We start from the raw sequence: 13689 nt of genomic DNA on the forward strand, positions 1-13689 counted from the left end.
AGTTCCTTACGCGGTGGCTAGAGGCGCTCGGCCACGTACTCGGTGAAGTCGACGAGGCGGTTGGAGTAGCCCCACTCGTTGTCGTACCAGCTCGAGACCTTGACCAGGTTGCCGCTGACGTGCGTCAGGGTCGAGTCGAAGATCGACGAGTGCGGGTTGCGCTGGATGTCGGTGGAGACGATCGGGTCTTCGTTGTACTCGAGGATGCCCTTGAGGCGACCATCGGCGGCAGCGGCCTTGTACACGGCGTTGATCTCATCGACGGTGAGGTTCTCGCGCGGGGTGACCAGCGTGAGGTCGACGATCGAGCCAGTGGGAACGGGCACACGGTAGGAGGAGCCGTTGAGCTTGCCGTTCAGCTCCGGCAGCACGAGGCCGATGGCCTTGGCCGCACCGGTGGAGGCCGGAACGATGTTGATCGCGGCGGCGCGGGCACGGCGCGGGTCGCTGTGCGGGCCGTCCTGCAGGTTCTGGTCGGCGGTGTAGGCGTGCGCGGTCATCATGAAGCCGCGCTCGATGCCGAACTCGTCGTTGAAGACTTTGGCCAGCGGCGCAAGGCAGTTGGTGGTGCAGGAGGCGTTGGACAGGATGTCCATGGTCGCCGGGTCGTACGTGTCCTCGTTCACGCCGACGACGAACGTGCCGTCGTCGCCGGAGGCGGGAGCCGAGATGATGACCTTCTTGGCGCCGGCCTCGAGGTGCTTGCGGGCATCGACAGCCTTGGTGAAGCGGCCCGTGGACTCGATGACCACGTCGACTCCGAGGTCGCCCCAGCCGAGGTTGGCGGGGTCGCGCTCCGCGAGAACGCGGATCGCCTTGCCGTTGACCACGATGCTGTCGCCCTCGACCTCGACGGTCGCGTCGAGACGTCCGCCGACCGAGTCGTACTTGAGCAGCTGCGCGAGCGCTCCCGGGTCGGTGAGGTCGTTGACGGCGACGATCTCGAGGTCGCTGCCCTTGGCCAGCGCTGCGCGGAAGTAGTTGCGGCCGATACGGCCGAACCCGTTGATGCCGATCTTCACGGACACGTGAGGTCTCCTGTTACTGGGGCGCCGTTCGGCGCTGGTGCGAAAGGGGTGGACGAACGGACGACGGTGTCCCGGGCGGAGTCCCGACCCGGGACACCGACCCGATTACGACAGTAGCAGCAGGCCAGAGGTCTTTTCGCGTGCCTTCGTGAAGCGCTCCTGCACGTCGGCCCAGTTCGTGATGTTCCAGAACGCCTTGACGTAGTCCGCCTTCACGTTGCGGTAGTCGAGGTAGAACGCGTGCTCCCACATGTCGATGAGAAGCAGCGGAATCGTGGCGGCGGCCAGGTTGCCCTGGTGGTCGTAGAGCTGCTCGATGATGAGCTTCTGGCCGAGCGAGTCCCAGGCCAGGATGGACCAGCCGGAGCCCTGGATGCCCAGCGCCGATGCCGTGAAGTGGGCACGGAACTTGTCGAACGAGCCGAAGAACTCGTCGATCGCCGCGGCCAGCTCGCCGGTCGGCTTGTCGCCGCCGTCCGGCGAGAGGTTGTTCCAGAACACCGTGTGATTCACGTGGCCGGCGAGGTTGAACGCCAGGTCCTTCTGGAGCTTGTTGACGTTGGCGAGGTCGTCGGCGTCGCGGGCCTCCTGGAGTTTGGCGATGGCGGTGTTCGCCCCGTCGACGTAGGCCTTGTGGTGCTTGTCGTGGTGGAGCTCCATGATCGTTCCGCTGATGCTCGGCTCGAGAGCCGAGTAGTCGTAGGGAAGATCGGCGAGCGTGTAGTCAGCCATTCACTTACTCCTCGTAGTAGATCCACGGCACGACGCCCGTGCCGCAGACGACGGTTTCAACTCTAGTGAGGCTGCACGGCGGGCGTCGGGGCCTTGACTCCCGCGCGAACCGGTGTGAAAGGCCTACAGATCGAGATCCGCAGGGAGGCTGGCCTCGGTGCTCGGGATGCCCAGTTCCGAGGCGCGCTTGTCCGCCATCGCGAGCAGCCGGCGGATGCGCCCTGCGACGGCATCCTTCGTCATGGGCGGGTCGGCGTGGTGGCCGAGCTCGTCGAGGCTGGCGTCGCGGTGCGCGAGACGCAGGTCGCCCGCGTACTTCAAGTGCTCAGGGATGCCGGGGCCGAGGATCTCCATCGCGCGCTCCACCCGAGCGCACGCGGCGACCGCAGCCTGCGCCGAGCGACGCAGGTTGGCGTCGTCGAAGTTCACCAACCGGTTCGCCGTGGCCCGCACCTCGCGGCGCTGCCGCAGCTCTTCCCAGGTGCGCACGGTTTCCGTGGCTCCCATGCGGGCGAGCATGGCGCTGATCGCCTCGCCGTCGCGGATGACGACGCGGTGCACGCCGCGCACCTCGCGCGCCTTCGCCGAGATGCCGATGCGTCCTGCAGCGCCCACGAGCGCCATCGCGGTCTCGTTGCCGGGGCAGGTGATCTCGAGGGCGGCGGAGCGGCCGGGATCGGTGAGCGAGCCGTGGGCGAGGAACGCGCCGCGCCAGACGGCTGCCAGATCTTCTTTGGAACCCGTCGTGAGGCGGTTGGGCAGGCCACGGATGGGTCTGCGGTGCTGGTCGAGCAGGCCGGTCTGCCTGGCGAGCGTCTCTCCGCCGTCGAGCACCCTGACCGTGTACACGGTGCTCTTGCGGATGCCGCCCGCCGACGTCACAGACACCTCGCTGCGCACTCCGTAGAGCTCGGCGAGGGCCTTGCGCACGTGGCGCGCCAGCTGCGGAGAGTCGAGTTCGGCCTCCACGGCGATGCGACCGGAGATGAGGTGGAGCCCGCCGGCCAGGCGCAGAATGGTGGCCAGCTCTGCCGCCCGCACCGTGTTCTTGCCCGCCTCGACGCCGAGGAGCTCTTCTTTGACGTCAGCGGTCAGTGCCAATCGTGTGGTTCCGTTCTGTGTTGAGCATGGCCGCCGAGATGGCGGGAGGATGTCGTCGCACGCGAGATGTCATTCCCGGCCGAGGTCGCGGTGCTTGACCGCGACGGCAACGCCGGGAGCATCGCGAAAGCGTGCTGCCAGCGCTTCTGCGATGGCCACCGAGCGATGTTTACCCCCAGTGCAGCCTATCGCTATGGTCGCGTGGCGCTTGTTCTCCCTGCGATAACCCGCGAGCACGGGGCGGAGCGCCTTCGCATAGCCGTCGACGAACTCGATGGAGCCGGGCTGGGCGAACACGAACTCGCGCACCGGGGCATCCAGGCCGCTGAGGGCACGCAGTTCGGGCTGCCAGAACGGGTTCGGCAGAAAGCGCGCGTCGGCGACGAGGTCGGCGTCGGCCGGCAGCCCGTACTTGAACCCGAAACTCATGACGGTGAGCTGGATGTCGGCGGAGTCGGCCTCTGCGAACACCTGGTTGATCTCCATCGCCAACTGGTGGATGTTGAGGTCCGAGGTGTCGATGATGATGTCGGCGGATTCACGCAGCTCGCGCACGCGCTCCCGCTCCGCCATGATCCCGTCGAGGATGGTGCCGGTCGCCTGCAGCGGATGCGGGCGGCGCACCGACTCGAAGCGGCGGACGAGGGCCGCGTCGGTGGCATCCAGGAACAGCACCCGCACCTGCGCGCCGCCGCCGCGCAGCGACTGGATCATCTCCTGCAGGTCGGAGAAGAACCCCCTGCCGCGCACGTCGACGACCGCGGCGATGCGGGGAAGGCTCGATCCGGCGTGACCCGCGAGGTCGACGAGCGGGCGCAGCATCTGCGGCGGAATGTTGTCGACCACGTACCAGTCGAGGTCTTCGAGCGCATTGGCGACGGTGGATCGACCGGCACCGGACATGCCGGTGACGATCACCAGCTCGCGGTGCTCGCTGTCTTGCTCGGCGTGTTCGTCGGCCATCCCTCACCCCTGGTCGTGAACGTGACGTGCTTCCAGCCTACGTTGCGACTCATGCCGGTGTCGGCGACTCCTCGACATGCAGCGCCGAATGCACGGCGTCGGCGAGCGTCGGTCCGATGCCCTTGACCTCGGCAATGGCCTCTGGCTGCGCCTGCCTGAGCCTGGCGACCGAGCCGAAGTGCTTGAGCAGCTCGCGCACACGTGCCGGTCCGAGCCCGGGGATGTCGGCGAGGACCGACGAGATGTCCCTTCGTCGCTTGGCACGCTGGTAGGTGATCGCGAACCGGTGCGCCTCGTCGCGGATGCGCTGCACGAGGAACAGGGCATCGCTGTTGCGCGGCATGATGACGGGGAAGTCGGAGTCGGGCAGCCAGAGCTCCTCGAGCCGCTTGGCGATGCCCGCGAGCTGGATGCCCGTTACGCCCGACTCCTCCAGCGCGCGCCGCGCGGCGGCGACCTGCGGCTGCCCGCCGTCGACGAGGAGCAGCTGCGGAGGGTAGGAGAACTTGCGCGGGCGCTCGCTCACGCCGAGCTCATCGACGGATGCCTCGACCTGTGCGGTCTCGCCGTCCGTCTCCCCCGCCGCGTCGTTGCGCAGGTAGGCCAGACGCCTGGTGAGCACCTGGTAGATCGACTCCGTGTCATCGGTGGAAGCCGGGATGCTGAACCTGCGGTACTGGTCTTTGCGCGGCAGACCGTCTTCGAAGACGACCATCGACGCCACGATGTTCGTGCCGGAGAGGTGCGAGACGTCGTAGCACTCCATGCGCAGCGGCGCCTCCGCCATGCCCAGGGCATCCCTGATGTCCTCGAGAGCCTGCGATCTGGCCACGAAGTCGGCGCTGCGCCTGGTCTTGTAGAGCATGAGCGCGTTCTTCGCGTTGGTCTCCGCCGTCTGCGCGAGTGCCGCCTTCTCGCCGCGTTGCGCGACGTGCAACCGCACCTTCGACGGCGTCGCTCCCCTGGCCTTGGCGGTCTCCGCGGCCTGTGCACGTCGCTCGCCCAGCCATCGTTCGAGCTCGACGTGGTCGTCGGGCAGCACGGGGACCAGAATCTCGCGCGGCGGGGCGAACTCGCCGTCGTACGCGTTCTCGAGCACGGTCTCGATCAGCTCGCCCGGCTCCACGTCGAGCTCTTTGTCGACCACCCAGCTGCGGGTTCCTCTGATGCGTCCGCCACGCACGATGAACTGGTGCACGGCTGCCGCGAGCTCGTCGTCGGCGATGCCGAAGACATCCGCGTCGACATCGTCGGAGAACACAACGGCGGTCTTCTCCATCACGGCGCGCATGGCCTGGATGCTGTCGCGATAGCGGGCCGCCGCCTCGTACTCCTGCTGCTCGGCGGCTTCGCGCATCTGCTGTTCGAGCGCCCTGACGTAGCGGGTGTCGTTGCCGGCCATGAACGACACGAAGTCGTCGGCGACCTGGCGGTGCTCATCGACGGTGACGCGGCCGACGCACGGTGCGACGCACTTGCCGATGTCGCCGAGCAGGCAGGGCCGGCCGGTGAGCTCCGCCCTGCGATAGACGCCCGGTGAACAGCTGCGCATCGGGAACGCCTTGAGCATCAGGTCGAGGGTCTCGCGGATGGCCCACACCTTCGTGTACGGGCCGAAGTAGCGGGCGCCCGCGATGTTGCGGTTGCGGGTGACCATGGCGCGCGGGATCTCGTCGGCGAGCGTGACCGCCAGGTAAGGGTAGGTCTTGTCGTCGCGGAACTGCACGTTGAACGGAGGGTTGAACTCCTTGATCCACGTGTACTCAAGCTGCAACGCCTCGAACTCGTTCGAGACGACGGTCCACTCGACGCTCGCGGCGGTGGTCACCATGCGCCGGGTGCGCTCGTGCAGGTTGTGCAGCGGCTGGAAGTAATTGCTCAGCCTCGCGCGCAGGTTCTTGGCCTTGCCGACGTAGAGCACGCGGCGGTTCGGGTCGCGGAAGCGGTACACGCCCGGCTCCGTGGGGATCTCCCCCGTCTTCGGACGGTACGGAACGGTGTCGGCCATTCGGCTCAGGCGGTCTTCTGCTCGGCGCGCGAATCGGTCTCGAGGATCTCGCGCAGGAAGAGCCCGGTGTGACTGCCCTTGACCGTTGCGACGTGCTCCGGGGTGCCGGTGGCGACCACGCGGCCGCCTCCGGATCCGCCTTCGGGACCGAGGTCGATGATCCAGTCCGCCGACTTGATGACATCGAGGTTGTGCTCGATGACGATGACGGTGTTGCCCTTGTCGAGCAGGCCGTTCAACACGTGCAGCAGCTTGCGCACGTCTTCGAAGTGCAGACCTGTGGTGGGCTCGTCGAGCACATAGACGCTGCGGCCGTTGCTCCGCTTCTGCAGCTCGGTGGCGAGCTTGACGCGCTGCGCCTCGCCGCCGGACAGCGTCGTCGCGCTCTGACCGAGGCGCACGTAGCCGAGACCGACGTCGACGAGCGTCTTGAGATAGCGGTGGATGGCCGAGATCGGCTTGAAGAACTCCGCGGCCTCCTCGATCGGCATGTCGAGAACCTCGGCGATGTTCTTGCCCTTGTAGTGCACCTGGAGGGTGTCGCGGTTGTACCGCGCTCCCCCGCACACCTCGCACGCCACGTAGACGTCGGGCAGGAAGTTCATCTCGATCTTGATGGTGCCGTCGCCCGAGCACGCCTCGCACCGGCCGCCCTTCACGTTGAAGCTGAACCTGCCGGGCAGGTAGCCGCGTGCCTTCGCCTCAGCGGTCTCGGCGAAGAGCGTGCGGATGCGGTCGAAGACGCCGGTGTACGTGGCAGGGTTCGACCGCGGGGTGCGGCCGATGGGCGCCTGGTCGACGTGCACGACCTTGTCGAGCTGGTCGGTGCCCGTGACCCTGGTGTGCTTGCCCGCCACCTTGCGCGCCCCGTTGAGCCGGTTGGCGAGCACGCGGTACAGGATGTCGTTGACCAGCGATGACTTGCCGGACCCGCTCACACCCGTGACGGCGACGAAGACGCCGAGCGGGAAGTCGACCGTGAGGTTTCGCAGGTTGTTGGCGTTCGCTCCGACGACGCGGAGCATCCTCTGCGGGTCGACCTCGCGCCTGCTGGAAGGCGTCTCGATGGCCTTGCGGCCGGCGAGGTAGTCGCCGGTCAGGGACTCGGTGTTGTCGAGCAGCTCGTCGTAGGTTCCGGAGTGCACGACGTGGCCCCCGCCCTCGCCTGCGCCCGGTCCGATGTCGACGATCCAGTCGGCGGTGCGGATGGTGTCTTCGTCGTGCTCGACCACGATGAGCGTGTTGCCCAGGTTGCGGAGGGCGACGAGCGTGTCGATGAGGCGCCGGTTGTCGCGCTGGTGCAGGCCGATGCTCGGCTCGTCGAGCACGTAGAGCACGCCGGTGAGTCCCGATCCGATCTGGGTGGCGAGCCGGATGCGCTGCGCCTCGCCGCCGGACAGCGTCGCCGCAGCGCGGCCCATGCTCAGATAGTTGAGGCCGACCTGGATGAGGAAGTCGAGGCGCACCTTGATCTCGCGCAGCACCTGTGCGGCGATCGTCTGCTCGCGGTCGGTGAGCTCGAGGGTGTTCATGAAGTCGCGCGCGTCGGCCAGGCTGAGGTCGGCGACGTCGGCGATCGAGTGTCCGTGGATGTGCACGGCCAGCACTTCCGGCTTGAGCCGCTTGCCCTTGCAGACCGGGCACGGCACCTCGCGCAGGTATTCCGACCAGCGTTGGCGCTGCGTGTCCGACTCGGCCTGGAGGTACTGCCGTTCGATGTAGGGCACGACGCCCTCGAAACCCGACGTGTAGCTGAGCTCGCGGCCGTAGCGGTTGCGCCACTTGACCTTGACCTTGAAGTCTTTGCCGCGCAGGATCGCGTCGCGCACGGCGGAAGGCAGCTCGTCCCACGGCGTCTCGAGGTCGAAGTCGAGGTCGCGGGCGAGACCGTCGAGCAGCTTGTCGTAGTACTGGTAGAGACCCTTGCCCTGCGTGCTCCACGGCAGGATGACGCCCTCTGAGATGCTCAGCGAGGTGTCGCCCAGCAGCAGCTCGTCGTCCACCGACATGCGTGTTCCCAGACCGGAGCATTCGGGGCAGGCGCCGAACGGGGCGTTGAATGAGAACGTGCGGGGCTCGATCTCGGTGAGCTGGATCGGGTGCCCGTTGGGGCAGGCGAGCTTCTCGCTGAACGTGCGCACGGCATCCGGGCCCGACTCGTCGACGAAGCTGACGGCCACGAGTCCGTCGGTGAGCCGCAGCGCCGTCTCGAGCGAATCGGTGAGGCGGGTGAGGATGTCCGGCCCGGCGACGAGACGGTCGACCACGACCGAGATGTCGTGCTTGTACTGCTTCTTGAGCGTCGGAGGGCTGGACAACTGGATCTGCTCGCCGTCGACGAGCGCTCGCGAGTAACCGGATGCCGCCAGCTCGGTGAAGAGGTCGACGAACTCGCCCTTCTTCTGCTTCACGACAGGGCTGAGCACGAGGTAGCGCGTTCCCCGCTCGAGCTCCATGAGCTGGTCCGCGATCTGCTGCACCGTCTGGCGCTGGATGACCTCGCCGCAGATCGGGCAGTGCGGCACGCCGATGCGCGCCCAGAGCAGGCGCATGTAGTCGAAGATCTCGGTGATGGTGCCGACCGTCGACCGCGGGTTGCGGTTGGTGGACTTCTGGTCGATGGAGACCGCGGGGCTCAGACCCTCGATGAAGTCGACGTCGGGCCGGTCGACCTGGCCGAGGAACTGGCGTGCATAGGCGGACAGCGATTCGACGTACCTGCGCTGCCCCTCGGCGAAGATCGTGTCGAACGCGAGCGATGACTTGCCCGAGCCGGAGAGCCCCGTGAAGACGACGAGCGAGTCACGCGGGATCTCGACGTCGACGTTGCGCAGATTGTGCACGCGGGCACCGCGCACGCTCAGTTTCGAATGCGCTTGAACTTTCGAGATCGACACCCCGAAAGTCTATGGAAGGGGACTGACAAACGAGTGAGGTGAGAGGGATGCGCGCTCGCGTGCATCCCCGAACCGATTGAGTTCGTCGAGCGTCGCGAGCCGCGAACACACATTTGATCGAGGGCCGGTCTCGCTACGGTTCAAGGGTGCCGATGAATCACGACGGGGCCGACGGCGAGCCCGAGCAGCTTCTCACGGGCGGCAACGTCACGGCCGTGAGCCGTCGGGGCGATGCCGTGTTGCGTGCGTCGGGCCCATGGACTCCGAGCGTGCACGCCGTGCTCGTCCACGCGAGAGAAGCCGGTCTGACGTGGGTACCGCAGCCCCTCGGCATCGCCCCGGACGGGCGCGAGGTGCTCGAGTTCATCGACGGCACGGTTCCCGCCTACCCCATGCCCGAGTGGGTCTGGGCCGAATCGGTGCTGGTCTCGGCGGCCAAGGCACTTCGCGCGTGGCACGACGCCACGGCCGGCTATCTGCCGCCCGATGCGGTCTGGCGGCTTCCCTCGCACTCTCCGGTGGAAGTCGTCTGCCACAACGACTTCGCGCAGTACAACCTGGTCTTCGACGTGGAGCACGGCGAGCCGCGATTCGTGGGCGCCATCGACTTCGACACCATGTCGCCAGGACCGAGGATCTGGGATCTCGCCTACCTCGCCTATCGGCTCGTGCCCTACCTCGGCGACGCCGATCGCGGTCAGCCGGGGTCGTCGGAGCGGAGCGCACGACTTCGCCTGCTGCTCCATGCGTACGGCACGGAGCACACGCAGGCGGAGATGCTGGAGTGCATGGCCGATCGGCTCGTCGAGCTGGCGGAGTTCACCGAGGAGAACGCCGCGGCCTCAGGACGAACGGATCTTCTCGATCACGCGGCGCTCTATCGAGAGGATGCCGCGCGCATCCGTGCAGACGCGTCTCGCGACTGAGCGACCCGGCGTGCGCCGTCACCGCCTCCGCAGCAGCACGACGACGAAGACGGCGACCGCTGCCGCGGCGACCAGCGCGAACACCCCGGGCAGCCAGCTCGACCGCGCCGTGCCCGACGACGACAGCGCGAGCGATGCCGCGAGCACGACCTGCGCGGGCACCTGGATCGTGATCCAGCGCAGCAGCGGTCTGGCGAAGACGCGCACCTGCATCGTGCCGGTCGGCTCGACGACGAACGCGATCGCGCCGACCACGTGCAGCAGGTGCACGCACGCGAGGGCTGCGTAGGGGTGCCAGTCCGCGGCATCCGGAGCGTGCGCGAGCTGCGCGAGCGCGATGACCGCCGCGGTGCCCCAGACGCCGAGCGAAGCAGGGATCACGGCGCCGAGCACGGCGAGTGCGACCCCGATCACCGCGAACGGCTCGGGAACGAGCAGCACAGCAGCCGTGCCGCCGATGACGAGCGAGAGCACCCGAGGAGCCATGGCGGGCACGCAGAGGCCCGCGTGGATCACCGCTCGTCGTTCGCGACTCATCGCCGCCTCGCTCCACGGGCGAGGCGCTGCATGGTCGCCGCACGTTGACTGGGCGGCACGTCCCACTGCATCACGTCGGCGCCGACAGCTTCGAGGTCGTGGAAACGGTCGGTCCTGCGCCCGAGCACGACGCGCAGCGCGACGAGCCTCTCTCTGCCGAGTCCGTCGAGGCGAAGACGCGGAAGCAGGTCGACCGCGACCACGCGATGGCCGGCGGCCCGCCAGAGCTCGGCAAGACGCACGACGTCGTCGTCGAGGAACGTCGACAGAAGGTAGATGAGCGAGCCGGATGCCACCAGCGGCGTTCGAGAGTGCGCGAACGTTCTCGGCGCGGCGGTGATGCGGGAGATCGCGGCGTGCAGCAGCTCGCGATGCCGCGCTCCCGCTCCGGGTCGCACCGATCCTCTCGCGCGGGAGAGCAGCTGGAACGAGACGGCGTCGCCGGCATCGAGATAGGCGTTCGCGAGGCTCCACGCCGCCTCCCTGGCGACGTCGAGGGAGGTCACTCCGCTGATCGTGGGATCGCCCATGGTCCACGACTCGATGACCTCACCGACGTCGGCGGCGTCGTCGACGACGATCGCGACGTGCGCGTCGGAGGTCGCCGAGGTGCGTCGCACGAAAAGGTCGGAGGGGCGGCGGGCCAGCCTGGCCGTCGCCTTCCAGTCGATGCGCCGCAGGCGGTCCCCGCTCGTGAACGGGTGGATGTCGCGGAACTCGCCGCCGTCTCCCGGCCGGGACGACTCGTGGCCGCCCGTGAGACCGCGGAGGCGCAGCGGCAGTGGCAGCGCTCGCAGCGGTACGGCGCGCGGTTCGACGACGATGTGCGAGACCGTCTCGGCGGACGGCGCGCTGAGCGTGGCGGCATCCGGCGACGCCTCCCGCAGCTGCACGCCGACGGCCTGCTGCTCGCCGCTGTGCACGAGCGGGATGTCGACCTCCAGCGTGCTGTCGCCGCCCGCGATCGCGATGCGGTGCTGCTCGAACCCGAACGCCGTGACGCGGAGCGCGGCGATCTCGGTTCCGGGCGTGGTGCGCACCCGGACGCTCGCGCGAGCGGTGGGCGGTTCGGTCCCGGTCCCCTGCTCGCCGGGCACCTCGCCCTTCGCGTGCGTCGTGATGTCGACGGACGGCTCACCGGCATCCCGATGCACTCCCGTGGCCACGGCGACGGCCACCAGCAGGGTCACGCCGATCACGGCGACATCGGCCCTGCCCAGGAGCACGGAGGCGATCACCAGCACGAGCGCGAGCACCAGGCCCGTCGCGGGGACGGGCGAACGCCATCGCGTCATGAGGCCGCGACGGTGCGTGCGACCGCAGGCGGCCCTGCGACCGCCCCGACGATCCCGGCGATGACGCTCGCCGGCTCGGTGCCGGCCGCCCAGGCCGCCGGGGTCAGGGTGAGACGATGCGCAAGAGCGGGCACGGCGACCGCCTTCACGTCATCGGGCGTGACGTAGTCGCGCCCGTCGATGACCGCGAGCGCGCGAGAGACGAGCATCAGCGCCTGCGAGCCGCGCGGCGACGCCCCCACCTCGACCGCGTGGCCCGTTCTGGTGGCCGCCGCCAGGTCGACGCAGTAGCGCACGATGTCGGCGTCGACGTGGATGCGCTCGACTCCCGCCTGCATCGCGGCCAGGCCGGCGGCATCCGTCACCGGGTCGACGGTCGCCACCTCCGTGCGGCGCGCGAGTCGGTTGGTGAGGATGAGCTCCTCATGGTCGCGCTGCGGATAGCCGACACTGAGCCGCACCAAGAACCTGTCGAGCTGCGCCTCCGGCAGCGCGTATGTGCCCTCGTACTCGATGGGGTTCGCGGTGGCGATGACGTGGAACGGGCTCGGAAGTCGATAGCTCGTCCCCTCGACGGTGACCTGCCCCTCCGCCATCGCCTCGAGCAATGCCGACTGGGTCTTGGGAGCCGTGCGGTTGAGCTCATCGGCGAGCAGGAGCCCCGTGAAGACGGGTCCTGGCCGGAACACGAACTCGCCCTCCGCCGGCTGATACACGAACGAGCCGGTGATGTCGGCGGGCAGCAGGTCGGGCGTGCACTGCAGCCTGCGGAACGGCAGGCCCATCGCCGACGCCAGGCTGCGGGCGGCGAGCGTCTTGCCGAGGCCCGGTACATCCTCGAAGAGCACGTGGCCCCCCGCGAGGATGGCGGCCAGCGCGATGCGCAGCGGCTCGCGCTGGCCGATCACCACCTGTTCGACGGCGGCGAGGATGTCTGCAGCCCGTCGCGAGATCTCCGCGGCGGGCAGGGCGTCGGCTTCGGTCACGGTGTGCCGGCTCCTTCCAGTGATTCGAGGGTGTCGAGGCATCGCTCGATGGCCCGCAGCGACGGCATGACGCCGCCTGCGGGAACGACGGTGCGATAGGCATCCTCGCCGAGCAGCGCGACGATGCTCGCGCGGTCGGCGGGTGAGAAGAGGTCGAGGCCGCGCCGGGCGAGCCGGCGCTCGGCGAGCGAGCGCACGGCGCTGAAGCCCTGCTCGCGCACCTGGCCCTTGTGCTGTCTGAAGGCCCAGGACAGCCAGGACACGTCGCTGCGTGCTCCCGGCCGCGGTTCCATGGCGCGCGCCGGCCACTTGGCCGACGCCGTCTGCGTGTGCGTGAGCACGCCCCAGGTGACACAGACGATGGCGAGCAGGCCGCCGAGCGCCGCGGCGAACCAGGCATCGACTCCGAGGAGCCAGATTCCGATGGCGAGGACCGCGCCCGCGATCAGCGATCCGACGATGCGGCCTGTGCTCATCGCGCCCCCTGTGCCGGGACGGAGCGCCAGGATTCGCGGAGCCGGAGAAGGCAGGCGCGCGCCTTCTTCACATCGTCTGGGCCGACGGGATGAGCGCCGAACCGCACGTCTTGATACAGCCGCAGGAGGGTGGTGGCGGCGTCGCCGTCGGTCCCGATGCGTCCGACGATGCGGGCCGTGTACTCCCCCGGCGTCTCGGCATCCCGTCGACGCACCCCTGAGTCGGCGGCCGCCTTCTGCAGACCGAGCCAGGCCGCGACGATGGCGTCACCGGGTGCTCGCTCCTCGTCGAGCACCTCCAGCGCGCGTGCGATGCCGCGGGACACGGCGGGAGCGGGGTCGGGATCCGGTTCGAGAACGGCGGACTGCGGGCCGACCTCCTGCAACCCGAGGCGCGGCGGAAGGGCGGCGGTGCGAACGGTACGGCGACGCAACGCGCGCCAGAGCAGGAACGCCAGAATGAGGGCGGCGAGCACGGCGAGGACGATGAGCACTTTCGGCACGGCCGACGACACGGCTCCGGCTGTGGCGGCCTGTGTCGCTGCCGGATTCGGGACGTTCGTCACGGGCCGCAACGTGTAGTGCCCCTGTGGGATCGGCGAGGGATTCCACGGCGCGGCTCCGATGCGGACCGGGCCGGCTGCGAGCACTCCGCCGATGATGACGACACCGAGCGCGGCGACGCCGATGACGGCGGACGAGCGCGATGCCCTCCTGCCGTCGCCGTTGCTCACGCCCCA

12 protein-coding genes are annotated in these 13689 nt (G+C 68.8%); 1 reads left to right on the forward strand and 11 read right to left on the reverse strand.

Features of this window, described 5'->3' with window-relative positions; all coding sequences use genetic code 11:
- Window positions 1-17: 17 nt before the first annotated feature.
- The 6 genes from gap to uvrA form a co-directional block, all read right to left on the reverse strand.
- Window positions 18-1028 carry a type I glyceraldehyde-3-phosphate dehydrogenase gene (gene gap / locus FPZ11_RS02305; RefSeq protein ID WP_146318037.1) on the reverse strand — a complete coding sequence of 337 codons (1011 nt, stop codon included), beginning with the start codon at window positions 1026-1028 and terminating at the stop codon, window positions 18-20.
- Between the two features lie 105 nt (window positions 1029-1133).
- The gene (locus FPZ11_RS02310; RefSeq protein ID WP_146318039.1) at window positions 1134-1760 is read right to left on the reverse strand and encodes a superoxide dismutase; all 627 of its coding nucleotides are present in this window, start codon (window positions 1758-1760) and stop codon (window positions 1134-1136) included.
- Window positions 1761-1883: 123 nt separating this feature from the next.
- Entirely contained in the window at window positions 1884-2861 is a 978-nt protein-coding gene (whiA, locus tag FPZ11_RS02315) for a DNA-binding protein WhiA (protein ID WP_146318041.1), read from the reverse strand.
- A 69-nt stretch (window positions 2862-2930) separates the two neighbouring features.
- The gene (gene rapZ, locus FPZ11_RS02320) at window positions 2931-3824 is read right to left on the reverse strand and encodes an RNase adapter RapZ (RefSeq protein ID WP_146318043.1); all 894 of its coding nucleotides are present in this window, start codon (window positions 3822-3824) and stop codon (window positions 2931-2933) included.
- A gap of 49 nt (window positions 3825-3873) precedes the next feature.
- On the reverse strand, window positions 3874-5832 hold the full coding sequence (uvrC, locus tag FPZ11_RS02325) for an excinuclease ABC subunit UvrC (RefSeq protein WP_146318045.1): 1959 nt from the start codon (window positions 5830-5832) through the stop codon (window positions 3874-3876).
- Between the two features lie 5 nt (window positions 5833-5837).
- A complete protein-coding gene (gene uvrA / locus FPZ11_RS02330) occupies window positions 5838-8729 on the reverse strand; it encodes an excinuclease ABC subunit UvrA (protein ID WP_146318047.1) in 2892 nt (963 codons plus the stop codon).
- Window positions 8730-8881: 152 nt separating this feature from the next.
- On the opposite strand from uvrA, the gene FPZ11_RS02335 reads away from it, so the two are divergent.
- On the forward strand, window positions 8882-9655 hold the full coding sequence (locus FPZ11_RS02335; protein WP_146318049.1) for a phosphotransferase: 774 nt from the start codon (window positions 8882-8884) through the stop codon (window positions 9653-9655).
- An 18-nt stretch (window positions 9656-9673) separates the two neighbouring features.
- On the opposite strand, the gene FPZ11_RS02340 is transcribed toward FPZ11_RS02335, so the two are convergent.
- The 5 genes from FPZ11_RS02340 to FPZ11_RS02360 are packed head-to-tail and all read right to left on the reverse strand — an operon-like array spanning window position 9674 to window position 13683.
- Window positions 9674-10192: a hypothetical protein gene (locus tag FPZ11_RS02340; protein ID WP_146318051.1), complete on the reverse strand. Its 519-nt coding sequence runs from the start codon at window positions 10190-10192 to the stop codon at window positions 9674-9676.
- Window positions 10189-11487 (reverse strand): DUF58 domain-containing protein, encoded by a 1299-nt coding sequence (locus FPZ11_RS02345; protein WP_146318053.1) that lies wholly within the window; start codon window positions 11485-11487, stop codon window positions 10189-10191. The genes FPZ11_RS02340 and FPZ11_RS02345 overlap by 4 nt, the downstream gene beginning before the upstream one ends.
- The gene (locus tag FPZ11_RS02350; RefSeq protein ID WP_146318055.1) at window positions 11484-12515 is read right to left on the reverse strand and encodes an AAA family ATPase; all 1032 of its coding nucleotides are present in this window, start codon (window positions 12513-12515) and stop codon (window positions 11484-11486) included. The genes FPZ11_RS02345 and FPZ11_RS02350 overlap by 4 nt, the downstream gene beginning before the upstream one ends.
- Window positions 12470-12949 carry a hypothetical protein gene (locus FPZ11_RS02355; protein ID WP_146318057.1) on the reverse strand — a complete coding sequence of 160 codons (480 nt, stop codon included), beginning with the start codon at window positions 12947-12949 and terminating at the stop codon, window positions 12470-12472. Before FPZ11_RS02355 ends, FPZ11_RS02350 begins: the two co-directional genes overlap by 46 nt.
- Window positions 12946-13683: a DUF4129 domain-containing protein gene (locus tag FPZ11_RS02360; protein ID WP_146318059.1), complete on the reverse strand. Its 738-nt coding sequence runs from the start codon at window positions 13681-13683 to the stop codon at window positions 12946-12948. Before FPZ11_RS02360 ends, FPZ11_RS02355 begins: the two co-directional genes overlap by 4 nt.
- Window positions 13684-13689: the final 6 nt, after the last annotated feature.

This window comes from Humibacter ginsenosidimutans (genome assembly GCF_007859675.1).
GTDB lineage: Bacteria > Actinomycetota > Actinomycetes > Actinomycetales > Microbacteriaceae > Humibacter > Humibacter ginsenosidimutans.

What these genes read in the sequence shown, in the direction of transcription:
- FPZ11_RS02310 (WP_146318039.1), bottom strand. Translation starts at nt 1,760, where the DNA reads ATGGCTGACTACACGCTCGCCGATCTTCCCTACGACTACTCGGCTCTC.
- rapZ (WP_146318043.1), bottom strand. Translation starts at nt 3,824, where the DNA reads ATGGCCGACGAACACGCCGAGCAAGACAGCGAGCACCGCGAGCTGGTG.
- uvrC (WP_146318045.1), bottom strand. Translation starts at nt 5,832, where the DNA reads ATGGCCGACACCGTTCCGTACCGTCCGAAGACGGGGGAGATCCCCACG.
- FPZ11_RS02335 (WP_146318049.1), top strand. Translation starts at nt 8,882, where the DNA reads ATGAATCACGACGGGGCCGACGGCGAGCCCGAGCAGCTTCTCACGGGC.
- FPZ11_RS02340 (WP_146318051.1), bottom strand. Translation starts at nt 10,192, where the DNA reads ATGAGTCGCGAACGACGAGCGGTGATCCACGCGGGCCTCTGCGTGCCC.
- FPZ11_RS02345 (WP_146318053.1), bottom strand. Translation starts at nt 11,487, where the DNA reads ATGACGCGATGGCGTTCGCCCGTCCCCGCGACGGGCCTGGTGCTCGCG.
- FPZ11_RS02350 (WP_146318055.1), bottom strand. Translation starts at nt 12,515, where the DNA reads ATGCCTCGACACCCTCGAATCACTGGAAGGAGCCGGCACACCGTGACC.
- FPZ11_RS02355 (WP_146318057.1), bottom strand. Translation starts at nt 12,949, where the DNA reads ATGAGCACAGGCCGCATCGTCGGATCGCTGATCGCGGGCGCGGTCCTC.